At 59.6% G+C, this 24,006-nt stretch carries 34 protein-coding genes, 2 other RNA genes and 1 pseudogene; 36 read left to right on the top strand and 1 reads right to left on the bottom strand.

Annotated elements, in window-relative coordinates; genetic code table 11:
• The first annotated feature begins 7 nt into the window (after positions 1 to 7).
• The 21 genes from BLL42_RS11735 (at position 8) to BLL42_RS11635 (ending at position 10,500) form a co-directional block, all read left to right on the top strand.
• Positions 8 to 631 carry a DUF3164 family protein gene (locus BLL42_RS11735; RefSeq protein ID WP_071552239.1) on the top strand — a complete coding sequence of 208 codons (624 nt, stop codon included), beginning with the start codon at positions 8 to 10 and terminating at the stop codon, positions 629 to 631.
• 1 nt (position 632) lies between these two features.
• Positions 633 to 863: a hypothetical protein gene (locus BLL42_RS11730; protein WP_071552238.1), complete on the top strand. Its 231-nt coding sequence runs from the start codon at positions 633 to 635 to the stop codon at positions 861 to 863.
• Between the two features lie 2 nt (positions 864 to 865).
• Complete coding sequence (locus BLL42_RS11725) at positions 866 to 1,288, top strand: hypothetical protein (protein ID WP_071552237.1); 423 nt, start codon at positions 866 to 868, stop codon at positions 1,286 to 1,288.
• 8 nt (positions 1,289 to 1,296) lie between these two features.
• Entirely contained in the window at positions 1,297 to 1,518 is a 222-nt protein-coding gene (locus BLL42_RS11720) for a hypothetical protein (protein ID WP_071552236.1), read from the top strand.
• An RNA gene (locus BLL42_RS11715) (hammerhead ribozyme type II) lies at positions 1,517 to 1,587 on the top strand. Before BLL42_RS11720 ends, BLL42_RS11715 begins: the two co-directional genes overlap by 2 nt.
• Positions 1,588 to 1,592: 5 nt before the next feature.
• Complete coding sequence (locus tag BLL42_RS11710) at positions 1,593 to 2,264, top strand: DUF2786 domain-containing protein (RefSeq protein WP_071552235.1); 672 nt, start codon at positions 1,593 to 1,595, stop codon at positions 2,262 to 2,264.
• An RNA gene (locus BLL42_RS11705) (hammerhead ribozyme type II) lies at positions 2,263 to 2,333 on the top strand. The genes BLL42_RS11710 and BLL42_RS11705 overlap by 2 nt, the downstream gene beginning before the upstream one ends.
• The gene (locus BLL42_RS11700; protein WP_174553332.1) at positions 2,320 to 2,613 is read left to right on the top strand and encodes a hypothetical protein; all 294 of its coding nucleotides are present in this window, start codon (positions 2,320 to 2,322) and stop codon (positions 2,611 to 2,613) included. The genes BLL42_RS11705 and BLL42_RS11700 overlap by 14 nt, the downstream gene beginning before the upstream one ends.
• Positions 2,610 to 3,023, top strand: coding sequence for a gp16 family protein (locus BLL42_RS11695; RefSeq protein WP_071552233.1), 414 nt, complete (start codon positions 2,610 to 2,612; stop codon positions 3,021 to 3,023). The genes BLL42_RS11700 and BLL42_RS11695 overlap by 4 nt, the downstream gene beginning before the upstream one ends.
• Positions 3,023 to 3,460, top strand: a complete 438-nt coding sequence (locus BLL42_RS11690) for a Mor transcription activator family protein (protein WP_071552232.1) — start codon at positions 3,023 to 3,025, stop codon at positions 3,458 to 3,460. Before BLL42_RS11695 ends, BLL42_RS11690 begins: the two co-directional genes overlap by 1 nt.
• A gap of 22 nt (positions 3,461 to 3,482) precedes the next feature.
• Positions 3,483 to 4,025, top strand: a complete 543-nt coding sequence (locus BLL42_RS11685; protein ID WP_071552231.1) for a hypothetical protein — start codon at positions 3,483 to 3,485, stop codon at positions 4,023 to 4,025.
• Positions 4,026 to 4,134: 109 nt separating this feature from the next.
• On the top strand, positions 4,135 to 4,476 hold the full coding sequence (locus BLL42_RS11680; RefSeq protein ID WP_071552230.1) for a hypothetical protein: 342 nt from the start codon (positions 4,135 to 4,137) through the stop codon (positions 4,474 to 4,476).
• Positions 4,473 to 4,766, top strand: a complete 294-nt coding sequence (locus BLL42_RS11675) for a putative holin (protein WP_071552229.1) — start codon at positions 4,473 to 4,475, stop codon at positions 4,764 to 4,766. Before BLL42_RS11680 ends, BLL42_RS11675 begins: the two co-directional genes overlap by 4 nt.
• 2 nt (positions 4,767 to 4,768) lie before the next feature.
• Positions 4,769 to 5,401 carry a transglycosylase SLT domain-containing protein gene (locus tag BLL42_RS11670; RefSeq protein ID WP_071552228.1) on the top strand — a complete coding sequence of 211 codons (633 nt, stop codon included), beginning with the start codon at positions 4,769 to 4,771 and terminating at the stop codon, positions 5,399 to 5,401.
• The gene (locus BLL42_RS11665; RefSeq protein ID WP_071552227.1) at positions 5,398 to 6,033 is read left to right on the top strand and encodes a DNA-packaging protein; all 636 of its coding nucleotides are present in this window, start codon (positions 5,398 to 5,400) and stop codon (positions 6,031 to 6,033) included. Before BLL42_RS11670 ends, BLL42_RS11665 begins: the two co-directional genes overlap by 4 nt.
• Entirely contained in the window at positions 6,020 to 6,241 is a 222-nt protein-coding gene (locus BLL42_RS11660; RefSeq protein ID WP_071552225.1) for a TraR/DksA C4-type zinc finger protein, read from the top strand. The genes BLL42_RS11665 and BLL42_RS11660 overlap by 14 nt, the downstream gene beginning before the upstream one ends.
• On the top strand, positions 6,238 to 6,570 hold the full coding sequence (locus tag BLL42_RS11655; protein ID WP_081427300.1) for a hypothetical protein: 333 nt from the start codon (positions 6,238 to 6,240) through the stop codon (positions 6,568 to 6,570). Before BLL42_RS11660 ends, BLL42_RS11655 begins: the two co-directional genes overlap by 4 nt.
• Positions 6,567 to 6,878, top strand: coding sequence for a hypothetical protein (locus BLL42_RS11650; protein WP_071552223.1), 312 nt, complete (start codon positions 6,567 to 6,569; stop codon positions 6,876 to 6,878). The genes BLL42_RS11655 and BLL42_RS11650 overlap by 4 nt, the downstream gene beginning before the upstream one ends.
• A gap of 3 nt (positions 6,879 to 6,881) precedes the next feature.
• Positions 6,882 to 7,394 carry a DUF3486 family protein gene (locus BLL42_RS11645; RefSeq protein WP_071552221.1) on the top strand — a complete coding sequence of 171 codons (513 nt, stop codon included), beginning with the start codon at positions 6,882 to 6,884 and terminating at the stop codon, positions 7,392 to 7,394.
• Positions 7,391 to 8,944: a hypothetical protein gene (locus BLL42_RS11640; protein WP_071552219.1), complete on the top strand. Its 1,554-nt coding sequence runs from the start codon at positions 7,391 to 7,393 to the stop codon at positions 8,942 to 8,944. The genes BLL42_RS11645 and BLL42_RS11640 overlap by 4 nt, the downstream gene beginning before the upstream one ends.
• The gene (locus BLL42_RS11635) at positions 8,944 to 10,500 is read left to right on the top strand and encodes a DUF935 domain-containing protein (protein WP_071552217.1); all 1,557 of its coding nucleotides are present in this window, start codon (positions 8,944 to 8,946) and stop codon (positions 10,498 to 10,500) included. Before BLL42_RS11640 ends, BLL42_RS11635 begins: the two co-directional genes overlap by 1 nt.
• Before the next feature lie 7 nt (positions 10,501 to 10,507).
• On the opposite strand, the gene BLL42_RS11630 is transcribed toward BLL42_RS11635, so the two are convergent.
• Positions 10,508 to 10,867: a hypothetical protein gene (locus BLL42_RS11630; RefSeq protein ID WP_071552215.1), complete on the bottom strand. Its 360-nt coding sequence runs from the start codon at positions 10,865 to 10,867 to the stop codon at positions 10,508 to 10,510.
• 69 nt (positions 10,868 to 10,936) lie between these two features.
• On the opposite strand from BLL42_RS11630, the gene BLL42_RS11625 reads away from it, so the two are divergent.
• The 15 genes and pseudogenes from BLL42_RS11625 (at position 10,937) to BLL42_RS11555 (ending at position 23,925) form a co-directional block, all read left to right on the top strand.
• A complete protein-coding gene (locus BLL42_RS11625) occupies positions 10,937 to 12,205 on the top strand; it encodes a PBECR2 nuclease fold domain-containing protein (protein ID WP_071552213.1) in 1,269 nt (422 codons plus the stop codon).
• 9 nt (positions 12,206 to 12,214) lie between these two features.
• Complete coding sequence (locus tag BLL42_RS11620) at positions 12,215 to 12,778, top strand: phage virion morphogenesis protein (protein ID WP_071552212.1); 564 nt, start codon at positions 12,215 to 12,217, stop codon at positions 12,776 to 12,778.
• 252 nt (positions 12,779 to 13,030) lie between these two features.
• Positions 13,031 to 13,477, top strand: a pseudogene (locus BLL42_RS31260) (phage protease); the annotation flags it as partial.
• A gap of 556 nt (positions 13,478 to 14,033) precedes the next feature.
• Positions 14,034 to 14,927 (top strand): Mu-like prophage major head subunit gpT family protein, encoded by an 894-nt coding sequence (locus tag BLL42_RS11610; protein WP_071552208.1) that lies wholly within the window; start codon positions 14,034 to 14,036, stop codon positions 14,925 to 14,927.
• 9 nt (positions 14,928 to 14,936) lie between these two features.
• Positions 14,937 to 15,452, top strand: coding sequence for an HI1506-related protein (locus BLL42_RS11605; RefSeq protein ID WP_071552206.1), 516 nt, complete (start codon positions 14,937 to 14,939; stop codon positions 15,450 to 15,452).
• On the top strand, positions 15,449 to 15,937 hold the full coding sequence (locus tag BLL42_RS11600) for a phage protein Gp36 family protein (RefSeq protein WP_071552205.1): 489 nt from the start codon (positions 15,449 to 15,451) through the stop codon (positions 15,935 to 15,937). The genes BLL42_RS11605 and BLL42_RS11600 overlap by 4 nt, the downstream gene beginning before the upstream one ends.
• The gene (locus BLL42_RS11595; RefSeq protein ID WP_071552204.1) at positions 15,937 to 16,488 is read left to right on the top strand and encodes a phage protein Gp37; all 552 of its coding nucleotides are present in this window, start codon (positions 15,937 to 15,939) and stop codon (positions 16,486 to 16,488) included. Before BLL42_RS11600 ends, BLL42_RS11595 begins: the two co-directional genes overlap by 1 nt.
• Entirely contained in the window at positions 16,488 to 16,679 is a 192-nt protein-coding gene (locus tag BLL42_RS11590; protein ID WP_071552203.1) for a DUF2635 domain-containing protein, read from the top strand. Before BLL42_RS11595 ends, BLL42_RS11590 begins: the two co-directional genes overlap by 1 nt.
• Entirely contained in the window at positions 16,676 to 17,776 is a 1,101-nt protein-coding gene (locus tag BLL42_RS11585) for a phage tail sheath C-terminal domain-containing protein (RefSeq protein WP_071552202.1), read from the top strand. The genes BLL42_RS11590 and BLL42_RS11585 overlap by 4 nt, the downstream gene beginning before the upstream one ends.
• A gap of 13 nt (positions 17,777 to 17,789) precedes the next feature.
• Complete coding sequence (locus tag BLL42_RS11580; RefSeq protein WP_071552201.1) at positions 17,790 to 18,161, top strand: phage tail protein; 372 nt, start codon at positions 17,790 to 17,792, stop codon at positions 18,159 to 18,161.
• A gap of 4 nt (positions 18,162 to 18,165) precedes the next feature.
• Entirely contained in the window at positions 18,166 to 18,552 is a 387-nt protein-coding gene (locus tag BLL42_RS11575; RefSeq protein ID WP_071552200.1) for a hypothetical protein, read from the top strand.
• Positions 18,553 to 18,685: 133 nt separating this feature from the next.
• On the top strand, positions 18,686 to 20,929 hold the full coding sequence (locus BLL42_RS11570; RefSeq protein ID WP_071552199.1) for a phage tail tape measure protein: 2,244 nt from the start codon (positions 18,686 to 18,688) through the stop codon (positions 20,927 to 20,929).
• On the top strand, positions 20,926 to 22,251 hold the full coding sequence (locus tag BLL42_RS11565; RefSeq protein ID WP_071552198.1) for a DNA circularization protein: 1,326 nt from the start codon (positions 20,926 to 20,928) through the stop codon (positions 22,249 to 22,251). The genes BLL42_RS11570 and BLL42_RS11565 overlap by 4 nt, the downstream gene beginning before the upstream one ends.
• Positions 22,241 to 23,365 (top strand): phage baseplate assembly protein, encoded by a 1,125-nt coding sequence (locus BLL42_RS11560; protein ID WP_071552197.1) that lies wholly within the window; start codon positions 22,241 to 22,243, stop codon positions 23,363 to 23,365. The genes BLL42_RS11565 and BLL42_RS11560 overlap by 11 nt, the downstream gene beginning before the upstream one ends.
• On the top strand, positions 23,365 to 23,925 hold the full coding sequence (locus BLL42_RS11555) for a phage baseplate assembly protein domain-containing protein (RefSeq protein ID WP_071552196.1): 561 nt from the start codon (positions 23,365 to 23,367) through the stop codon (positions 23,923 to 23,925). Before BLL42_RS11560 ends, BLL42_RS11555 begins: the two co-directional genes overlap by 1 nt.
• Positions 23,926 to 24,006: the final 81 nt, after the last annotated feature.

Below are 24,006 nucleotides of genomic sequence, written 5' to 3'. Positions count from 1 at the left end.
CCCTGTAATGACTGCACAACAACACACCATCCCCGAAGGCTATCGCGTCGATGCGCAACGTCGTCTCGTTGCTGAAAGCATGATCAAGCCGCTTGATCTGGCCCGCGACGCCCTGGTGCTGGAACTGGTCGAAAAAGCCCGAGTGGCCAGCAAAGGCTTGGCCTTGTTCAAGGCCGCTGCCTTCGGTGATATCGACGCCTTCGTCGAGATGAGCGCCGAGGAATACGGTGCCAAGCTGGGCGGCAAGAAAGGCAATGTCAGCCTGATCAGCTTCGATGGCCGTTACAAAATTCAGCGAGCCATTCAGGAAAGCATCGCCTTTGACGAACGCCTCCAGGCGGCTCGGGCCTTGATCGACGAATGCCTTGAAGAGTGGACCGCCGGGGCGCGGCCGGAGGTGGTCACCTTGGTCAACGACGCGTTCCGCACCGACACCAAGGGCGACATCCGCACGGCGCGAGTCCTGGCCCTGCGCCGCTTGGAGATTGCCGACGAACGCTGGCAGCGCGCCATGCAAGCCATCGGCGAAGCCTGTCAGGTGGTCGGCTCAAAGTCCTACATCCGCGTGTATGAGCGCGTCGGCGACACCGATCAGTACCAGCCCATTAGCCTTGATATTGCGGGGGTGTGAGATGACGCCGATCACCATCCGGTGCTTCTTCAGCACCGGCGCGTACCACGCCAGAGCGCCTGGCTACAAAACCACTGCCTCATCGGCAGAGTCAGCCAAAAAGGCAGCCGACCGTCTGATCGAAAAACTGCGCCCTAACGCTGTAATTGACAGTGTGGAGGAGATTCAAGACGGCTGTCCTGCTGTATTGAAACTCTATCACTACCACTTCAAACAAGCCGACGAGACCTGACCATGCAGCGCTACCACGACACCACCACAGATCCGCTGCCTATTCATTCGCCACAGCACGATACCGAACGCGCGAACCTTGCTCGCCAAACCGCCGAGTTCCTGGCTCGCGGCGGCAATGTCCAGCAGATCGGTTTTTGCATGAGCAATACGCCTGCGACGTTCACCATCAACCCCGAGCGCTCGCCGGTCTATGCCCATCTGTTCGTGCCAGTTGCCTCTGAGGCAGCTCCCAAAGGGCAAGTGTTGCCCGAGCCTGCGACAGAACTTGCACAGACAGATGAGCAAAAACTCGCGGCCCTGATCATGGCTGATGCCGCCCTAGGTAATTCGCCCAAGTGGATCGCCAAGAAACACCACATGACCGAGAAACGCGTGCGGCAGATCGCCCGCGACTACCACATCACCTTCCATGTACAGCGATAGGACATCCCATGGCCAAGATCACCATCACCCTTGAAGACCATCACGACGACAGCGGTAAACCGACGGTATCCCTGGACATGTCCGGCGCCCGAGTCGGGCCGTTTGGGCAGACCTCGCAGACTGAGGCGCTACGTATTTCGCAAATGCTATTCGGCATGGCCGCTTGCGAAGAAAGTCTGGGCGCGCTCCCGGCCTGCCGCCGACAGCCAAGCAACACCACCCTCCATTAAGCGAAACCGTCCCGGCGATCCGGGGTGGTCTGCCGGGCGTGGTTGCCCGGTACTGATGAGCAGCCGAGGAATACATGGATCACGAGAAAGCTTTAGACAAAATCAAGAAACTGCTGCGCCTGGCAGCCAGCGACAACCCACACGAAGCCGCCGCTGCGATGCGCCAAGCCCGCGCACTGATGGAGAAATACCGCCTGGAAGAGTCGGATATTCAGCTTTCCGAGGTGTACGAGTGCGCCGCCCGTAGTGGTTCGAAGATGGTCCCGCCGCAATGGGAAGCCAACCTGGCCGGGGCCGTGACCAAGGCCTATGCCTGCAACATCCTGTTCATGGCGGGCATCGGTGAATGGCGATTCATCGGCGAACTGGCAGAGCTGGCCAGCTACACCATGACCCTGCTGCTCCGTCAGATTCGGCAGTCCCGCCGCGACTTTATCAGCACTCAGTTGAAGCGCTGCAAGACTGCGACCAAGACCAAGCGCGCCGATGTGTTCTGTAAGGCTTGGGTGTCGGCTGTGCGCCAGCAAGTCATGGCCTTCGCCGGTAACGATGAACCATCCCCGGCCGCAGCCGCGTACATGCTCAAGCACCACGCGGAAACGGAAAAGCTCGACTGTCGCGAACGTAACGCCAGCAAGGGTAATGGTGTGCGGGCCATGACCGACGCGATGCACGGCATCGTCGCTGCCAGTGATGTTCGTCTGAATCACGGCCTGAACGGTCAAGACCAACTAGCCCTGAATTAAGCGAAACCACCCTGGTATTCCGGGGCGGTCTGCCGGACGTGGTTGTCCGGTATTGATGAGCAGCCAACCCATGACCGACGAAACACCCGCAGCACGTAAAACCCGTCTGGCCCGTGAACGCAAGCGTGCGGAACGTAAGCGGCTCAAGGACAAGCGGCTCGCCATGGGCGCCAGCAAACTGAAAATGGAAATCTACAGCGGTACGGAACGGGAGCTGGAGCAGATCCGCACGGCCGGTGCGTTCGATGAAACCGAGCATGCGCTCACTGCAACGATTCACGGGGTGGCCGAACTGTCCCGGCGTGATCCAGCAGCATTCCGTGCCCTGATACAACGGAGGGGACAATGAACACCAGAAACTTACAACTCAGCAAGATCCACATTGCCAAGAAAGACTTGGGGTTGGATGACGAAACCTACCGCTCCATACTGGGTCGGGTGGCGGGTGTGCGTTCGGCCAAAGACCTGAACCCGCGTCAGATCGGCCACGTGCTGGCCGAGTTCGCCCGATTGGGCTGGACCTCGACGCCCGCCAAACAAACTGGCCGCAAGGCTCCTACCCCAGCACCGGACCGGGAAAAGCTGATGGGCAAGGTCGAGGCCTTTCTCGCCGAGGCCAAGCGCTCTTGGGCGTATGCCGATGGCATGGCCATGCGCATGTTCAAGGTCGAACGCGTGGAGTGGCTGGACCCGCAACAGCTCCACAAAATGGTGGCGGCATTGACCTACGATGCCCGCCGACACGGGAGGACCGAGTAATGAACGAAGAACTGTTCCCGGACGACACGGATAAGCTCGACCCTGAAAAGGTTCTGGCTCATATGGAAGCACCAACCGTCCTTGCCCGCTGGGAGGGCACCTTGGGTGAGATGGTCAGAGTTGCCGAAGTCGAGCTGCGCAAGGCGCTCAACAACACCGATAGCGCTCCTGAGCTGGCCCGCCGCGTGGTCTACGCCATCTGCGAACACCAGGGCGGCACAGTGATGTATTTGCCACGCGGCACAATCCTCAAGCGGGCCATGCGCGACGCCGCTATCTATCAGGACTGGCGGGACAAGGGGGTTAAGCCTGCTGATATGGTCAGCAAGTACGATCTGTCGAGCCAAACGATTTATGACATCATTGCCCGTCAACGGGCGCTGCACCGAAAGAGCGAGCCCGACTTATTCGGCTTTGATGACGGGACGATTCATTAGGGTTGCTCATAGGAGAGCGGGTATGAAAGTAGTTAATGGTTTACTCGGAATACTTCTCGGCTTGGCCGTTTCTTTATCGGCCCACGCTGTCGCCGACAGCCCAAAGCACGCATTCAAAAACTCATACGATCAGTTACTGGAAGAACTTCCCAACGTCCGCAGTCAATTGACTGAAACTGATACAGATGGGTTGAAGCGCTGGGTTGGGACGGTCCCTGTCGGCAGTGCCGCGTCAATTGTTCAGATCAGTGGCAAAGGTAAAGATGCAATAACTGAATTGACGGTGATGCTGCTTTTTACTGCCACAACTACTAACGCCGACTATGACAATGCCGAGGCGCTCAGAGACGTTTTGTTTCAGGGTCTTTTAGGTAGAGGTGCTGCTTTCGGTCTTGTAAATGATTTTTGGGTACACGAACTGGCACGTCAACAACCCATTATCAGGGCTGGTGGAAAACCCAAAAGCGGAGTCAAAACAGTTGGCAAGGGAACATCTCAAGTGAGTCTTGAACTTGTAAACACCCCCCAGGGCCTAATGGCTATTTACTCAATGAAGTTGCTTTAACACCAGCCCCGCCACCGTGCGGGGCTAAAACCTTAAACCCCCCTGAAATTACAACTTCTCCCCCCGTGCGCGAACCTACACCCGTTCTTTCAAACGGCAGGTTCGCACCATGCACACCGCTCCCGCTTCCCTCAAAGTCTCCCGGCCCCAGTGGCCGCGCCAACATGCGCAACTCATCCTTGCCGCAGGGGATGACCTTGCCCGCGAAGTCTTGTGGGCCAAGGTTCCTGCTGACTGGCGGGACATGGTGCAACTGCATATTGCCCAGGCAGAAGCGCACACCGCGCAGCACGTCCAGCAGCGTCAGAAGTTTCGCCCCGCTGTAAGCCCCGCAATGCCTGTCCTTGCTGAGTACCGAGCGCCCATCCCTGTGCGCGGCAACGCTGTGGTTGCCAACCACCATCTGGCCGCCCTGCGAGCCAACATCCACACACCGCGAGTATCTGCATGAACCTTCACTTACCGAAGCGGCGCCCCCGTGCGCCACGTATGACCGATTGGACCTTGATTACCCTGGTGCTGCTGATCGGCCTGGCCTTGGTGGCACCAACCAAACTGCCGGTCGTGCTTTATAAAGCAGGCCTGGTCACCCTGGGCGGTGTTCTCGGTTACTGGATTGACCGTGCGCTGTTCCCGTATGCGCGCCCCAACCATGTCGCCCGAGTCGAACGCGCAATGGCCGGTATTCGCCGCGCCCTGGTTGTCCTGGCCTGCATCCTTGGCCTGACGTTGGGGCTCTGATCATGCGCCGAATCCTTCTATATATAGGTGCGGCCTGCGGGGGCTTACTGATCGGACTCGCCAACAGTCCAACGGCCTTCGCCGAGATACCCGACCAAGCCGAGCGCTACCGCCGCGACTTGACCCGTATCGCCCAGGCGGAATGGGGGCTAGATGCTCCGGTGTCGACCTTTGCCGCGCAGATCCACCAGGAAAGCCGCTGGCGGTTCGATGCGAAATCGCCGGTCGGTGCGCAAGGCTTGGGCCAGGTGATGCCCTCGACCGCCACCTGGCTTGCCCAGCTGTTTCCCAAAGCCCTGGGCAAGGTCGAACCGTTCAACCCGATTTGGTCCATGCAAGCGCTGGTCAGTTACGACCGCTGGCTAGCGGATCGCATCCAGGCGCGTGGTCTCTGCGAACAAGGGGCGTTCATCTTGTCCAGCTACAACGGCGGGCTGGGTTGGGTCATCCGCGACCGCAAGTTGGCTTCGGCAAAAGGCGCCGATCCGCTGACCTGGTTCAACTCCGTCGAGCGGCACAACGCTGGCCGTTCGGCCGCTGCCTTCAAGGAAAACCGCCAATACCCACGCCTGATCCTGTTGCGCTGGGAGGCCCTATACATCGCTGATGGCTGGGGCCAGGGAGTCTGCCAATGAAAGTTCTGTTTGATCTGATCAAGCCCGCCCTCTGGTATCTCGGCGTGATCGCCGCCGTGGTGTACGGCCTGCACTTGAACCGCCAAGACGGTTATGACGAAGGCTACAACCTGGGTAAGTCCGACGGTGACACCGAAGTCGCTGATCTGCGCCAAGCCTACACCAAGGAAAAACAGACCACTGCCGAAGCTGCGACAACGGCTGCCAACAAGATCATTGCGGACCTGCGCGCCGAACAGGCCAAGGGCAACCAACTGGCCAGTCAGTTGGCTGACACCAAAGACAACCTACGCAAAACCACCGACAAGCTCACAGGAGAGATAGCCCATGTCACCAAACGCTACCGGCGTGCCCTCGATGCGCAGCCCGAGCCGCTGCCTGTTGCTGTGTTCACTACTGGCTTTGTCCGCGTGTGGAACACCGCCAACGGTATCAGTACCGCAATGCCAACCCCGAACGGCACCAGCGGAGCTGCTGCGCCGCCCAGCGGAGCCGGAACCGCTGACGATCTCGACTCCGGCGTTAGCCAGGCTCAAGTCCTGACTAACCAGGTGCGCAATGGAGAGAGGCACGGAATCTGCCGAGCGCAACTTAACGATCTGATTGATTGGACCCTCAATGAGAGCAGATGACTTCGCCACCCGGATGGAGGCGATCCATAACAAAACAGCGTTAACGGCACATATGGCACAGCGCGAAACCTTGATTGGACCTTCCGCCAAGTTCTGCCAGATGGCTGATTGCGAAATGCCCATACCAGAAGATCGACGCCAGGCCGTCGAAGGCGTGCAGTTCTGCGCCGAGTGCCAAAGTCGCCGCGAAAAAAGGGCCTGCAAATGATGATGATTGAAATGCCCGCCTGGCAGTTGGTTGGTGTCGGCGTGACGGTGTTGGGTGGTTTTGCCGGACTGGTGAAGCTGCTGCTGTTGCAGACCGAGCGGCGCCTGGACCAGCGCAATGCCGTGATGGATGACCGCTTCAACGCCTTGGCCAAAGACAGCGACCGCCTGCGAAGCGTGGAACTCAACTTCGAGCGGCTGCGCGCAGATCTGCCCCTGCACTACGTGCGACGTGAGGACTACGTCCGAAACCAAACCGTCATTGAAGCCAAGCTCGATGCCTTGGCGCTCAAGTTAGAAAACGTTCAGCTCAAAGGAGTACGACCATGAACATTGATCCCGCCAAGGTCCGCCGCGAATCCCTGCGGTGGTACATCCTTCTCACCCTCAACACCTCCCGCCCCGTGGACCCGCACGAAGCCATGGTGCTCTCGACCATCCAGGGCATTCTCCCGGATGTCACCACCTTGGAGTTGCGCCGTGAACTCGACTACCTGGCAGATCGCAGTCTGGTGACCCTGAAAAAACAATCCAGTGGCGCTTGGATCTGTGGCTTGACCCACTACGGCGTCGACGTGGCCGAGTACACCATCGACTGCAATCCCGGTATTGCCCGCCCCGAAAAATACTGGAGCTAAGCCATGCCCCCGCGCAGCAAAGTCGCCAGCCTGCCCAAGGCCGTCAAGGCCTGGCTCGATAAGGCCCTCGCCGAAAACAGCTTCAGCGAATACGAAAGCCTTGCGGCCGAGCTGTCGGCCCAGGGTTTTTCGATCAGCAAATCGGCGCTACACCGTTATGGCCAGGACTTTGAATCCAAGCTCTCGGCGCTCAAGGTAGCCAGCGAGCAGGCTCGCGCCGTGGTGGCTGCGGCACCGGATGAGGAAGGTGCCGTCAACGAAGCCCTGATGCGCTTGGTGCAGGAACATCTGTTTAAGCTGCTCATGACTGACGGCGACAAGATGGACTTGCCGAAGGTGGCCAAGGCTGTGGCTGAGTTGGGCAAGGCGTCTATTGCGCAGAAAAAATGGCAAAGCGAATATCGCGAGAAGGCCGAGGCGGCAGCGTCCCGTGTCGAGAAGATCGCCAAAAAAGGTGGCTTGAATCAGGCCACGGTTGACGAGATCCGGCGCGAGATTCTTGGGATGGCAGCATGAATCTGCCTCTTGTCCTGGACAGCACCGCCAGTCTGGTGGCTCCGGCGGTCCTGCTCGGCTATCAGAAAAAGTGGATCGGCATTCGTGCGCCCCTCAAGGTTGGCGAGAAGTCACGCCGAATCGGCCTGACCTGGGCGGAAGCAGCCGACAACGTTCTGGTGGCAGCGGCGGAAAAACCGGCCGGTGGCCAGACGGTTTATTACCTGGGCTACAACCAGGACATGACGGTCGAATACATACAGGCCTGCGCGATGTGGGCTCGCGCTTACAACTATGCGGCCGAAGAGATTGAGGAAGGCATCTGGCCCGACAGCGACCCCGACAAGCACATCAAGACCTACACCATCGGCTTCCCGAGCGGGCACCGCATTGTCGCGCTGACCAGTCGCCCGTCCAACCTACGTGGTCGTCAGGGTGTGGTCGTGATCGACGAAGCGGCGTTTCACCAAGATCTGGCCGAGCTGCTAAAAGCGGCGCTGGCCCTGTTGATCTGGGGCGGTGAAGTCCATGTGATCAGCACCCACGACGGCACTGAAAACGCCTTCAACGAATTGATCAACGATATCCGCGCAGGTAAACGCAAGGGCGCGCTGTTCCGTTGCCCATTCCGTGAAGCGGTCGAGGATGGGCTTTATCAGCGGGTCTGCCTGCGCAAGGGCATCGAGTACAAACCCGAAGAGGAAGCCGTCTGGGTCCAGGATGTCTATGACTTCTACGGCGATGCGTCGGAAGAGGAACTGGACTGCGTACCGTCCCAGGGCGGTGGTGCCTTTCTCAGTCTGGCCTTGGTCGAGCAGCGTAGTAGCCGCGACGTGCCGGTATTGCGCCTGGCCTACCCGCAAGGCTACGAGACCCTGCCCGAACACCTGCGCCTGGCTGAGTCGCTGGAGTGGTGCGAAGAGCATTTGAAACCGCTGCTTGAGGCAATCCCGCTGGATGTCCAAAGCTATTACGGCATGGACTTTGGCCGTAGCGGTGACCTGTCTGTCATCTGGCCGCTGCTCAAGGAGCAGAACCTGCGCAAACGCACACCGTTTGTGGTCGAGCTGCGTAACGTGCCGTTCAAGCAACAAAAACAGATCAAGTTCTACATCCTGGACCGCCTACCCAACTTCCTAAAAGGGGCCGATGACGCCAGAGGCAACGGGTCGAACCTCTCAGAAGACACCGCCATTAAATTCGGCTTCAACCGCATTGAGCGGGTGATGCTGACCGAGGGCTGGTATCGCGACAACATGCCCCCGTTCAAAGCCGCTCTGGAAGACGACACCTTCTACGACATCCCGGCCGACAAGGACGTGGTCGGCGACGTGCGCGCTTTTCGGGTGGTCAAGGGTGTGGCCCGCATCCCGGAAAAGCGCACCAACGAGAAAGGCGAAAAGTCTGGCGGCAAGCGCCATGGCGACGCCGGTATCGCTGCCGTGCTGGCGGATTACGCCTCCCGGCAGGAAACAGAAATATTCGAATTTCACCGAGTCCAACCCACCGCCCAGCAGGATCGCGAGATCAAGCTCGGCGCCGGTTGGCGCACCCAGAAAGGCATTTGGTAATGGCTGACTCCCGCATCGTCGATCAATACGGTCGCCCGATCCAGTACGACAAACTCACGGAAGAGCTGGCCGCTGCCCGCACCACCGGCATTCGCCAGGTATGGCACCAGTCAGTGGCCAGCGGCCTGACACCTGGTCGCCTGGCCAACATCCTGCAAGCCGCCGCCGAGGGCTCGGCTCATGATTACTTGACCCTGGCCGAGGAAATGGAAGAACGGGATCTGCATTACGCCTCGGTGTTAGGCACCCGCAAGCTGGCGATATCAGGTCTGTCGATCCGAGTCGAAGCCGCCAGCGACGACGCCGAAGACGTGCGCCGTGCCGACGAACTCAAAGAGATTGTGGACTCCCCCGAGTTCGGCGAACTGCAAGCCGACCTGACTGACGCCATGGGCAAGGGCTATGCCGTCTCCGAAATCATGTGGGACCGCAGCGGCAAGACCTGGAACCCGCAGCGCTTTGAGCCCCGCGATCAGCGCTTCTTCCAGTTCGATCGTGACACCGGCCGGGAGCTACGCCTGCTCGATGAGGCCGACCCGGTGAATGGCGTTGCTTTGGCACCGTACAAGTTCATCGTCCACCTACCGCGCATCCGTTCGGGTCTGCCTATCCGGGGCGGCCTGGCGCGTCTCGCGGCCGTCGGCTACATGTGCAAGGCCTGGACCTGGAAGGACTGGATGGGCTTTGCCGATATCTTCGGCATGCCCATGCGCGTGGGCCGCTACGGGCCGGGGGCCAGCAAGGACGATATAGCCACCCTGATGTCGGCGGTGGCCAACCTCGGCAGCGATGCGGCGGCGGTAATCCCAGACAGCATGCGCATCGACTTCACCCAGGCCGCGAACGTCACCGGTGCCGGGGACTTCTTCAAAGGCCTGGCCGAGTGGTGGGACAAGCAAGTCAGCAAGGCCGTGGTCGGTCAGACCATGTCCACCGACGACGGCTCCAGTCAGGCCCAGGCAACGATCCACAACGAAGTGCGCCTCGACCTGCTGCAAGCCGATGCCAAGGCCGAATCCAACACCCTCAATCGCTACTTTGTGCGGCCTTGGTGCGATCTGAACTTTGCACCTGGTCGGCCGTATCCGCGGCTGATCATCGACGTTCCCAAGCCTGAAAACACCAAAATCTTCATTGAAGCGCTCAAGGAGCTGGTCCCGCTGGGTTTCAAGGTCGAACAGTCGGTAGTCAGCGACAGGCTCAATATTCCTGCGCCTGCCGAGGGCGCCGAGCTGCTGGGCATCCCTGCGCCGGTTGCCACTCCACCATTGGCGCAGGCGACCAACAGCGAGCAGGTGCCCAGGAAACCGGTGGTGTTGCCGGACATCGTTGATAACCAGGTGCGGACGATGGAGCGGGCTGTAGGGGTTCACCTGGATGACATGGTCGAGGAGATCAAGGATCTGCTCGACTCAGTCACCAGCCTGGAAGCGTTTCGGGATCGGTTGATTGAAACCTATCCGACGATGACCACCAACCAGCTAGCGGACGCTATTGCCGATGGGCTGGCGGCGGCCAGCCTGGCTGGGCGGGATGACATCTTAAGGGGGTTGTGAGCGCAGGTTAGTAGTATTGATTCGGAATCAACCAGGACTCGTCAGGTTCATGTTTTTTCAGGATGGCTTCAGGGTAATGCATGGTGAGCGCGCTTAATGCGGCCTGAAGAGTTGCTTTTTCGGTTGAGTGAGTTCGGCTACCTGGGACGTAAGCACCAGCTTGCGTCGGTGTCTTGAAGTAGTGGCTCAGAGTGTAGGTATAGGTGGGACCATCAATTGTCTGTTCCAGCCAAATTTTTATACCTACGGTCGGATTCAAAGACTCAATACTGAGCGTGACTTTGATTTCGCGAACAAGAACCTCGCTTTCAAGGACGTAGAGATTGCTTTCCAAAAGCTGAAGAATTTCGTTTGCGGTCTGTTCCATCGTGTCGTTCTCCTTAAGTTTTATGCGGCACAACAATAAGCTAATTACGACAAAAAGGAAGGTTACTAAATGGCCGTTTCTCACGGTTCATTACCGTTCAAAGAGCAGATCGACTACTTCCGTGGCAAGGTCGATCTGCCGACCCGCTCCTGGACGGACATCTACACCGCCGAACATGACTACGCCTTCGTTGTGGCCGGGGCGGTCAAGCGCGATCTATTGGCCGACCTACGCGGCGCAGTCGAGAAGTCCATCGCCAATGGCACCACCCTGGAACAGTTTCGCAAAGACTTCGATCAGGTCGTCGGCAAACACGGCTGGCAGTACCAGGGCGAACGTGGCTGGCGTACCAACGTCATTTGGGAAACCAACCTGCGCCAGTCCTACAACGCTGGGCGCGAAGCGCAGATGGCCGACCCGGAGCTACGCAAGCGCCGCCCCTATGGCGTGTATCGCCACGGCGACAGCGCTCACCCGCGCCCACAGCACCTGGCCTGGAATGGCACTACATTGCCGCTGGATGACCCATGGTGGTCGAGCCACACCCCGCAGAACGGCTGGGGCTGTAAGTGCAAAAAATTCATGCTCTCGGCCAGGGATGTCGAGCGTCAGGGCCTGACAATTGGCCCAGCGCCCGCTATTGAGTGGGAAGACCGAGTTATCGGCAAGAACAGCCCCAACGGCCCGCAGACTGTCCGCGTGCCAAAGGGCATTGATCCCGGTTTTGAATACGCTCCAGGCCGCTCTCGTCTGTCGGACGCCGTGCCCCAGATGCGCGTCCGTGATCCATTGCCAGCACCGTCAGCAACGCCAGTCCCGGTATCGGCAACAGGCCTGCCCAACCGCCAACCAACCGGCCCGTTACCACCACCTCGTCCAGTTCCGGCAAAGCGCTTGCTCCCGGCCAAAGTCCCGGCACCGCAAGCGGTCACCCAGTTCCTGGGCGAGTTCGGCGCCTCCGATGCCGCCCCGGCCGTATTCCGCGACGTGACCGGCGACACCCTGGTGATCGGCCGGGAGATGTTCACCGATGCCAAAACCGGCGCGATAGCGCTGGCCCAGCAGCTCAAGGCCCGCGAACTGCCACTGTTGGCCGAAGCCATCAAGAACCCCGACGAGATCTGGGCACGCCTGGAATGGCAGTTGGACCTGGGCAAAGCCGTTCTTCGGCGGCGCTACCTGGCGCACGTCCAGGTGAAGGGCAAGTCCGCTTCAGCCGTGGCCGTGTTCGACCAGGGCGCCGATGGCTGGACGGGGGCGACCGGTTTTGTTGACGACAGCGAGCAATACCTTGAAGCCTTGCGCCTGGGTGTCCGCCTTTACCGACGCACTGAATAGGAGAGAACCATGGCCGGTGCAATGCTCGATGTTGTCATCGATACAACCACCATTGGCAAAGCCCTGGGTGAACTGGCAGAGCGCTTGGGCGACCTGACAACCCCGCTTAACGACATTGCTGAATACCTGCACCAGTCCACTGATGACCGCTTTATCAAACAGGTCGCGCCGGATGGTTCGCCCTGGGCGCCGCTGGCTCCGTCAACATTGGCCCGTAAGAAAGGTGGCCGCATCCTTCGCGCAAAGGGCACGCTCCAGGACACCATGCGCCACAGCGTCAGCGGTAATGAACTGGCTTTCGGTACAGACCGGCCATACGGCGCCATCCACCAGAACGGCGGCAAGGTCGAACATGCCGCTAGGTCGCAGCAGGTTTACTTCCGTCAGGGTAAAGATGGGGCGGTCGGCAATCGCTTTGTGAAGAAGAGCAAATCCAACTTTGCGCAGTGGGTTAGTCGTGGCGCGCATGACACCGAGATCAAGGCACGGCCTTATCTGGGCCTATCGGCAGAGGACGACACAGAGATCGTGGCCATCATTCAGGATTACTTACTGGAGTCCGTAACCGGCTGATCGCGCACAATCTCCTGAGCGCGGTGATCGCCTCTAACGGATACATGCGCCGCTTACAGGGTGGCTAGGTAGCGTTAGACCTGCGTTAGATTCGCTCGTATCGGTATTCCCTTCGCCACCAGCAGACACCCATTGCCCCTTCTATACGTATAGAAGGGGCAATGGGTGTATCCCCTCGCAGCCTTCACCAGGCGCAAAACCTTAAACCGCCCTGAAATTACTTTCGTTTGATGACCCGCCGACACTGGCGGCATGAAAACTCAACTCGCCGTTAACTCAGAAATCTACAGCTCCGTCGAGCTTTCCGATGGGAAAGCGCCCGAGTGGGTAGAACTTATTCCAGCCGGTCCAAACGTCGTTGGCCGTGATGGCCGCGCCTGGCTGTTCGACGACTTCGCCTATCAGTCAGTGCAATCCAACTTCGCCAGTCGGGCTATCGAACTGCCTATCGACTGGGAGCATGCCACCCAGCGCCGAGCCCCCTTGGGTGAAGACGCTCCGGCCGGTGCCTGGATCAAGCAACTGGATACTCGCAACGGTGCGCTGTGGGGCCAGGTCGAGTGGACGCCTCGCGGCGCACTCCAGGTTGAAAACAAAGAGTACCGCTTCCTTTCCCCTGTTTTCGATTACGACATTGAGACCACGCGCATCGTGCGCCTGGTCAGCGCAGCCCTGACCAATATTCCCAACTTCCTCATGACAGCGCTCAACCAAGAGCAAATGGAGAACGTCCCTGTGAAACCCTCGCCAGAGCTTCTAAAACTTTTGGGCCTGCCTGACACGGCAACCGAAGAACAGGTCTTTACGGCCACCACTGAAAAACTCAAATCCACCGCCCAGGCGCTCAACAACGAGTCGGCCAACCTGGACCGCTTCGTCCCCCGTGCGGACTACAACGCGCTGGAAGCTCGCGCAACCAATGCGGAACAAGCCTTGGGCGAGTTCAAAAAGGCAGAGCACACCAAGGCTGTCGACGCCGTGATCACCGCTGCCACCCAAGCCGGAAAGATCACCCCTGCCACCGTGGAATACCACCGCGCCATGTGCCAGGACGAAGCCGGTCTGACGCGTTTCAAGGCGTTCGTCGATGCGGCGCCAATCGTTGCTGATCCCACCAAGCTGGGCGAACGCAAACCGGACAACCTCGCCACCGCACTGAACGCCGAAGAGCAAAAGGTCGCCTCGCTGCTGGGTATGAGCGAAGCGGAATTCATCAAGGGCAAGGCGTAACTCCCCTTATATAAAGGAAGCAACCATGATCGTTACCCCCGGTTCCTTGGCGGCGTTGTTCACCGCGTTCAAGGCAGAGTTCCAAAATGCACAGGCTGCAACGCCGACCGACTGGGCACGTATCGCCACGTCGGTGCCGTCGTCGTCCGCCAGCAACACCTACGGTTGGCTGGGGCAGTTCCCGACCTTCCGCGAGTGGATCGGCGACCGCGTTCTTAAGAACATGGCGGCGCACAGCTACTCCATCACCAACAAGAAGTTTGAATCCTCGGTCGGCGTACCTCGCGATTCCATCGAAGACGACGAGATCGGCGTCTATAAACCGCTGTTCGCCGAGATGGGCCGTGCTTCCACCGCGCACCCCGACGAGTTGGTGTTCGGTCTGCTGAAAGCTGGCTTGACCACCCTGTGCTACGACGGCCAGAACTTCTTCGACGTCGATCATCCGGTCTACACACAAACCGATGGCACCGGCACGGCTGTCTCCGTCAGTAACTACCAGGACGGCGAAGGTCCAGCCTGGTATCTGCTCGATGTCAGCCGCGCTATCAAGCCGATCATCTTCCAGGTCCGCCGTAACTACGCGCTCAAGGCGATGACCAGCATGGACGATGAACAGGTCTTTATGCGTGACGAGTACCGCTATGGCGTGGACGCTCGCGTAAACGGCGGTTTCGGCTTCTGGCAGTTCGCTTACTGCTCAAAGGCGCCGCTTACCCCAGAGAGCTACGGCGCCGCTCGCGCAGCCATGAAGAACTTCCGTGCAGACGGTGGCCGTCCTCTGGGCATCAATCCCGGCTTACTGGTCGTCCCGTCGCAACTGGAAGGCGCGGCCCGCAAGATCCTGGTCAAGGATGCCAATAGTGGCAACGAATGGGCAGGCACCGCCGAGGTGCTGGCGCCGAGCTGGCTGGGATAAGGGGGCGTTATGGCTTTCGTGATCACCGCCAAACGCGACGGCTTCCGTCGTTGCGGCATTGCACACCCTGGTAAGCCGACTTCCTACCCGGACGACTTCTTCACGGAAGAACAGTTGCGGGCTCTGGATAAAGAGCCTCAGTTGATCCTCGCCTACGCGGAGGATGAATTCGACCAGGTACAGGAGCGGTTCAATGAGTCCTTATCGCAAACCGCGTTACCGCAAGCACCCAACACCTTGGAAGCAGGCCAGCCGCAAACGCTTGAAACAAACGCTGCACCTCTGGCTAATGCAGTGGTCAGTGCCGTCAGCGAAGTCCTGGGCAACAGCGAGTCTGGACCGGATGCTCGGGGACCTGGTCCGGTTTCCGTGATGGACAAGGTTGAGGATTCGACCATCGACGGCGGCCAGGACACTCCGCCCCCAGGCGATCAGCCGGACGGTTCGCCAGCAGCGGATGCAACCGACACGGCCGCCAAGCCTGAAAAAGCTCAGGCCACCAAGGCCAAGGCCGCCGCTAAATGAACATCACGCTACCGAGCGCAGCCCAGTTGATGCACCGATTTGGTGAGGAAGAAATCACCCAGTTGGCCGTCAAGCCGCCGCGTAACCCCATCGAATCGGATCTGCTGTTAGCCGCTGCCCAGGGCAAGCCCCTGGACGGTTGGTCCGCCGAAGAGGTGGAAACCGCCATGGACGCATTGGCGAGGATCGCCGATGCCGTCAGCCGCGCTTGTAGCGAAGTGTCGTTCTACCTGCGTTTTCGCAAGCCCGGCGAGGATGCGCCGGTTTGGGTTACGGATGACCTGCCCGAACTGGCTCGTTATCACCTGCAAGGTACGGCCGTGGAAGAGTCGACAATGCGCCTGCGTTATCGCGACATCATCAAGCGCCTGGAGAAACTGGCGACCGAGGATGAAGCCAGGGGCGCGTCCGAGGCGGGCGACTCCGGGTTGCAGATCGCCCACCCACCTCGGCTGTTCTCACGCAAAACCCTGGGGCGGCTGTGATGTTGGCTGAACTGGAAGACGGTGTTTTGCAACAGCTTCAGGCGCTGAAAAAAGCAGTACCGCGCCTGCGCCTGGAGACCTACGGCGGCGAACTGAGTGACCCAGATTTGATGGCCAGCCTGATTGCGGGTGGTCCTTCGATCCTGATCACCACACCCAAGATCAGCTTTAAGCCGCGCTCCAATCGTCGCTATTCGGCTGCTCTGGTATTTCGCCTGGTCGTTTCTTCCGGGAGCGAGCGCAGGACCACCCCCAAGGCCAGCGACCCTGGCAGCTATTGGTTGTGGGGTGAGTGCCTGGCATTACTCACGAACTGGCAACACAAGCCCGACGGCGCCATGGTCAGGCCAACGGAGTTCAACAACCTGGTCAACGGCAAGTTTCAGGTGCAACACCTTTCGGTGCTGGGTCAGTCCTTCGCCATCGATCTGGACTGGCTGATCCCAGAGCCAAGCTGGCCGGACTTCGAAGGGATTGCCCTGGAATACCACTCGCCAGCGGGCAACCCCGATCCGGTGGCCACCGACAACATCGAACTGAGGGACGTGTGATGCACGTATTAGCCGCGCCTGGTCACCAGGTGCCTATGGAGTCAGACCCGCACAACCATATTGACCCCACTGAATCGGTCGATGTGCCTGACACCTCTTATTACCGTCGCCGGATGGCGGCAGGCGAACTGTTGCCCGCCAAGAAGCCGCGCAACGGTGCCAAACAACCCGCACAGGAGCCCGCTGAATGAGCATTTCCTTTGACACCATCCCGGCGTCGATTCGCAAGCCGGGCGTTTACATGGAGTTCAACACCAGCCTGGCGGTACGGACACTGCCGACCAACAAACAGAGCGTTTGCCTGATCGTTCCCTTGGGCGCAGGTGCGACAGTGGCGGCCAACGTGCCGACACCGCTCAACAGCGCACCGGAGGCCAAAGCCTTGTTCGGCGGAACCGTCGCCGAGGAAATGGCTGACGCGTTTATCACGGCCTATCGCTACGCCGCTCTCTCGGCCGTGGGCGTGGTGGTCGAAGGCGATGCAGAGCCCGACATCAAAGCCGCACTGGACGCGACCGCCATGGGCGGCTTCACCATCCTGGTGCCTGCCTGGTACAGCCGGATCGCGCTGACCGCACTGCGTACACATATCCAGACCTACACCAGCTCGATGGAACAACAGGGCATCATCGGCGTAGCGGCACTGACCAGCACCCTGTCCGCCGCGACCACCCTGGCCACGTCGCTGAACTCCGGCGCAATCAGCCTGGCGGTGTTGCCGGGGACAGCGTCCAGTGCGCGCCAGGTCGCCGCTGCTTATGCCGCGATGATCGCCTCGGAAGAAGATCCGGCACGGCCGCTGAATACCCTGGTGCTGACCGGCATCAAGGTTCCGCCCGTCACTCACCGCCTCGGTCGCACAGAGCAGGAAACCGCTCTGGCCAACGGTGTCACGCCGCTGGAAGTCGCGGCCGGTGATGTCATCCAGATCGTCCGTGCAGTGACCACCTACACCAAGTCTGCGGCCGGTGCCACGGATGTGTCGCTGCTGGATCTGACCACCATCCGCACGCTGTATTACGTGCGTATGGCCTGCCGCGACCGTATCCGTCAGCGCTTCCCGCGCTCCAAGCTCTCCAAGAAAACCCCAGAAGCAGTCCGTGGCGAGTTGCTGGACGTGCTGCTCAAGCTGGAGGAGTTGGAGATCGTCGAAGAGGTCGAGGCCAACGCTGCCGGTCTGGTGGTCGAGCGTTCGGGCCAAGACGCAAACCGCCTCAACTCAACCATTCCCGTCGACGTGGTCAACGGCCTGCACGTATTCGCCGGTCGCATCGACTTGCTCTTGTAAGAGGTACATCTAAATGGCTGACAACTATGTGGGACTCATCGTCCTGGAAATCAACGGCACCGATTACGAGGTGACCAGTGTTGAACCGAGCCTCAAGACCGGGCGCAAGGTGGTCAAGACCATGAACCGCACCGGCCGAGCGACTGGCACGGCCAAGGGCATTGAAGAGCACGACCTCAAGATTGCAGTACCGATTCCGAAGTCGGGCGAACCGGACTGGCGTGCCCTGATGGACGCGAAGATAACCATTTATCCGCAAGACGGCGGCAGCAAGCGCCAAACCTGGACTGGATGCTCACTGTTGGAGATGGGCAGCAAGTACCAGGTTGAAGGTGAAGCCACTCGCGACCTGACTGTCGCCGCGTTGAACTACTACACGGAGTAATGCAATGACTGAGCAAATGAACAAACAGTGGGACGGCCTGACCGTTACCGGCGAACTGCGCATCGGCGTTTACTACTCCGGCCTGCGTCACAAGCGCTTTACCCTGCGCGTCGGCATGGCGGGCGACTTGGTAGCCGCTCAAGAGCTGCATCCCGATGGGCCTTTTCAGTTGGTCACACTGGAAGTGTATCGCCGCCAGTTGCTGTCCCTGGGCGATATTCCGCCCGAAGCGCTGACCACCGAGCTGCTGCGCGAGAACTTGGCCGAAACCGACTTGGCCGTCATCGCGGACGCCGATGCGGCGCTGGAAAAAAAGCTCGCGCCGCCGAGCGCGGCAACGCCGACTGGCGACGCATCGAACACGCCTTCATCCGACAAGGCTACCGACTAGACGAACTGCGCCGGATGACCCGTGCCGAGATTGATGCCCGTATCGACCTGATCATCGGCAAACCGAAAACCACCCGCTACGTCAGCAAGCGGCAGCGTAAACCCTTGCCAAAGCCCAATAAAGGAAGCACCTGATGAGTTCCGATCTGCGCGTCGCGCTTCGTATTCAGGCCCATTCGGGCGACAGCCGACGTGAGATCGGGGAGCTTAATCGCGACCTGCGTAAAGCCGGTAAGGAAGGTGCCAAGTCTCTGGCCGATGAGAGCTGGAAGGCTGGCACAGCCATTACTAAGGTCGGCCAGGCCGGGGCGGTCAGTTACAAAGTCATCCGCAACGCCATGCGCGAAACGGCGAAGGCTGGTTCCGACACGCGGATCGAGGTCACCAAGACCTCGGCCGAGTTGAAGGCGATGGCCAACGCCGCCCGTAAAGCGGCGCGGGACGCCAAGACCGAGTTGGCCAACGCAGATCGGCAAGGTGTTCAGCCACTGCGCCAGAGCGTGGAAAAAACCGAATCGTCCTTCCGCCGTATGGCCCAGAACAGTGGTCGTCATTTGCGCGCCTTGAAGACCATTGCCATGGGCGTGCGTCAGGAGTTTGACCGGCTCAAAGGCTTGGGCAGTAGCGCTCAGGGGCAACTCGCCGGTTTGGGGGTTGGGCTTGGCGTTGTCTCCGGCGTTACTGGTAGCGCCCGACTAGATCGCCAGTTGATCCGTACTCAGCAGACTGCTGGTATGACTGGTGAGCAGCGAGAGGAATGGCGCGGTGAACAATGGCGACTGGCGAAGACCTATGGCATTGAACGGGAGCAAGTCCAAACGGGGTTCGATACGTTAGTTGCAAGCGGACTTTCTTACGACAAAGCTAAAGCCAGTTCTGAGGCAATTGCTCAATCGACTGCCGTTACTGGTGCTGATTCTGGAATATTGGCCAAAGCCCTGGTAACAGGAGCCAGCGCCTTCGATATTGATCTTGCCAAGCCCGAAGCCGCGCTCGACTTGCTGCAAAAGATGATTGTTGCTGGCCGCTTGGGTAACGCTGAGCTTGAGAACCTTTCTAGCATCTTTCCAAAGGTCGGTGGCGACGCCAAGCGGGCTGGTATGAGCATGGCGCAGGCATTGTCATTCGTTGAAACCTTGTCCCTGATTGAACTTGAACCGGACCGGCTGGGCACACTTGCTCAGTCCACGTTACGAGCCTTTAACAATGATGGTTACCGGAAGGAAGTAACGAAAACCACAGGCGTAGACTTCTTTAATAAAAAAGATGGCAGCGTAAGAAACACGCAAGATGTTTTTTTAGATCTTAAAAAGAAATACAGCAAGCTCAAAACAGACCGCGAGCGTGCCAAGTTCATGGGCGTAGTCTTCGGGAAGATGGATCAGGATACCCAAAAAGGTGTGAATGCCTTTTTAACTGGTGACCGCCTGGATAAGTTTGCTGAAAGCACAGGCGATATCAATAACGCCAAGGGTGTTATAGAGAAGGACTTGGCAGATAACCTCAACAGCTCGACGGCTGTCGGGACTCGCATGAAAGCGACCCTTGGTGAAGCTATCGACCGTATGGCTAAGCCCCTTAACAAAGGCTTTGCCGACCTCGGCACGTACCTGCTCGATGACTTGAACCTGTCTGGCGAGCAGATGCTGGCCGGTGGTGCGCTGATGGGCGTTGGCGGCTATTACGCCGGACGCGGTGCCAAAGCTGGCGCGGGAGCCTTGCTGAACAAGTTCATGGGTGGTCCTGAAACCCTTAAGAACATCGCCGTGGGCAAGGTGTTGGAAGAAGCGACCGGTGTCACGTCGGTGTTCGTGACCAACTGGCCAGCGGGCGTCCCTCTCGCTGGTGGTCTTCTGCCGGACTTGCCGGGTGTCTCTGGAAAAACCGCAGCGCCTGGTAGCCAAGGTGCTCTCGCCGCAGCTGCAATGTATTTGATACGTAAATCGCCCTACATCGCAGGCGCATTCATTCCAGGATCTACACCTCAAGGCGATGACGCCCGTCTGGATCAGGCACAACGTAGCAAGCTGCTGAACGATGATCAGCGTACCTACCAGTCAGCCTTCTACAGCAACCGTATTGCTCTGGCTGGTCAGAACCCGGACAAACCGCAAGACTGGCTTTCCACTCAGGCCCAGCGCCTGGCGCATCAACAAACCGGGTTGACCGCCTCGGGCAACTCCGTCGATGGCGCCAATGCCTGGGCGGCGGGTGTTGCCAACCGCGCCGTAGGTGCCGGGGCTGAAAGTCAAGCCGCCAATGCGCGCCTGCAACGACTGCTGGATCAACCCTTGGTCATCGAATTGCGCATGGACTCGCGCATGATCCAGGCCGAGGTCGAGCGCCGCACCGACCTCCAAGTAAGGCGTGGCCAATGAGCTGGGCAGAAAACTTGCTGGACGCCTCTTTTCGAGGTGTCCCGATCCAGGTCGTCGAAGAAAACCTTCAGTGGCAGCGCGCACTTGCCGAACACGGTACGCCTTTCAAAAATGGTGACAGCGTTAGGGATCTTGGCCGTGGGGCTCGACGCTTTCCAATGCAACTGGTGCTGTTCGGCGTTAACTATGAGATCGAGCTACAGAACCTGCTGAGCGCCTTGGAAATCATTGGGCCGGGTGAGTTGATCCATCCGATTTATGGCAGTGTCAGTGTCGTTCCCCACAACTTGGACGTGAAACACCATGCCGAGGGGCCAGACTCAGCTGCGGTTAGCCTGGTGTTTGTAGAAGACACTCCAGACCTGCCATTCTTCGCCCGCCAGTTTGAGTTCGTCGATGTCGGCGTCACCGACGTGGAAGACGAATACACCTGGCAGGACGGTGTGTTCGATCTGTTCGGCCGCATCGACTCCCTGGTCAGCGAAATTCAATCGTGGATCGGTGGCGGCTGGGTGGGCCTGATCGAAAAAGCCCTGGGCTTGCCAGGCATTTTCCTGCGGGTGCAGCAACTGCGCTCGCAGATCCTCGGCGTGGTCTCGGGTGTGGCATCCATGGCCAAGCATCCATCTGCCGCTTACGACCCTCTGACCGATCTGTTCCGCACCCCGACCCAGATCCGCAGTGCCATTCAAGGCAGCACGCCGGAAAAGCCGACCGCCTTGCTGTCCATGTCCGGCGTCCCGGCCACCGTTCCCGGCAGCGCCAGCCTAACCACGGACGCGGCTCGGGCAGGCAACGCCTTTCTGATCAGTGCTCGCCAGGGCGTGGCGCCGAACGCCGACCTGTTGCCGGACGGCATGCCCGAAGATCCGGTGGCGGCCAGTGGTTTTGCCCTAGTGGTGTTGGTTATCACCGAACTGGCGGCGGCGCACGCTCAAGCGGTGGCTATCGTCATCGAGGACGAAGGCCAGAAACCGACGCTGAGCCCGCTGGAACTCGAAAGCTTGGTTAACCTGGTGCGCTCGCTGGTGCAGTCCGCCATCCTGCTCCAGCGCCGACTGTACGATGTGGAAACCTCCCGGCCGATCATCGAAGCGCTGCGCAACACCGCCGCGCTGATCCAGGCCCGCGCCCGTCAGGTCATTTTGCAGAGCCCGCCCATGGTCGAGCGCAGGGTTGAAACCCCGGCCAGCCTTCGCCTGTTGGCTCACCGCTGGTATGGCGACCATTCCCGTGCCCTCGAACTAATCCGGCTCAACCCTGACCTGAAAACACCCCACAACATCCCGGCCGGCAAGGTATTGCGTGCTTATGCAGAATGACATCCAGACGACACCGATCCGCCTGTCCATCAGCGGCCAGGCCCACGACACCTGGGACGGCTGGTCGGTTGAGTCCGACTTGCTGACACCCGCCGACGCCTTTGAACTGGAGCTGTACACCAAGCATTCCACGCAACTGCCTGCCGTGCTGAAAGAGGGGGCACCATGCTCGCTGACCCTAGGCGGTGACCGCGTGCTGACCGGGCAGATTGACGAGTTCGAACACGACATCTCGCGCCAGGGCATTTCGATGCGCATCAACGGCCGGGACCGTGCCGCGCCTCTGGTCGATTGTTCAGCGCCGTTTGTGTCGATGCGCGAAGCATCATTGACGCAGATCCTCGACCAGGTGGTAAAGCCTCTGGGCATCTTCCAGGTCGAAATCCGCGCCGACCAAGCCAAGACCCGGCGCCGCATTCAGATCGAACCCGGCCAGACCGCCTGGGAAGCATTACTCCAAGTCGCCGAGGCCAACGGTTTGTGGCCATGGGTCGAGCCAGACGGTCGTCTGATCATCGGCGGGCCAGACTACAACGCACCGCCCGTGGGTACGTTGATCCTGCGCGAGGACGGTGTGGGTAACAACGTGCAACGCCTGAGTGTGCGCCGTTCCATCGCCAACCGTTACAGCCAGATCACCGTCCTCGGCCAGCATGGTCAGTACGACAACGACGGCCTCGACACCAAACGCTCGCACCTGCGTTCGGTCATCCAGGACGAGACCCTGGCCCGTCGTGGGATCTTCCGGCCGAAGGTGGTCATTGATAGCGCCAGCGAGAACCAGGATATGGCCACCACCCGCGCCCGCAAGCTGCTGGCCGACAGTCGTCTGGAAGGTTTCGAGATACGCGCCATCGTCCAGGGCCACCGGGCTGATAACGGCCAGGTCTGGAATCCTGGGCAACGCGTGATCGTTCGCAGCGAGCCCCACGAACTGGACGCCACGTTCTTCCTGATGGCCCGCACTTTGCGCCTGTCCCGTGGCGAGGGCGCCATCACCGAGTTGCGGCTACGTGAAGACAAGATGTGGATCCTGGACGGAAACAAGCAGAAGAAACACAAAGGCAAGGTCAATAAAGACGCGGCCTTTATCGAAATGATTAAGGGGCTCTGATGAGCAGCATGGGGCGCTTGATACGTGAGCAAGTCGGCAGAGTGCTGGCGAATGTTCGCCTGCCTTTCCGTGCTGTTGCGGCCCGCAACACTCACGGCAAGCTGATTGGAGTTGAAGTCGAGGGACTAGCGGGGGAGTCAGTATCGGCGGAGCTGTTCCAGCACTATGGGTTCAGCTCAGCGCCACAGCCTGGCGCCGAGTACCTGGTTATTCCCGTGGGAGGCAACAGCAAACACGCTATCGTCGCCGCCAGCGATGACGGTCGCTACCGAATAGCGCTCCAGGATGGCGAAGTGTCGATCTACACCGATGAGGGAGATTACGTGCATTTGAAGCGCGGCCGGGTGGTGGAAATTGTGACCGATACGCTGGTGGTCAAGGCAGGGATCAAGGTGCGGTTTGAGACGCCGTTGGTTGAGATGAGCGGCGATCAGCACGTTGATGGCGGTATCAAGGCTGATGGCGAGATTGCCGACCATGCGCGGAGCATGCAGGAGGATCGCGATATCTATAACGGACATGACCACGGTGGTGGGCCTACTCCCACTCAGAAGCAATAAGCCGTGATAATGTCGAGCCTTCAACAAGGAGGATTCAATGAGCAATGTGATTCAAGTTACCCCGTGCTCCGATTGGTACTA

Source organism: Pseudomonas frederiksbergensis (assembly GCF_001874645.1).
Taxonomy (GTDB): Bacteria; Pseudomonadota; Gammaproteobacteria; order Pseudomonadales; family Pseudomonadaceae; genus Aquipseudomonas; species Aquipseudomonas frederiksbergensis_B.
The sequence above is the reverse complement of the archived record's forward strand: the minus strand, read 5'-3'. Positions and strand labels throughout refer to the sequence as shown.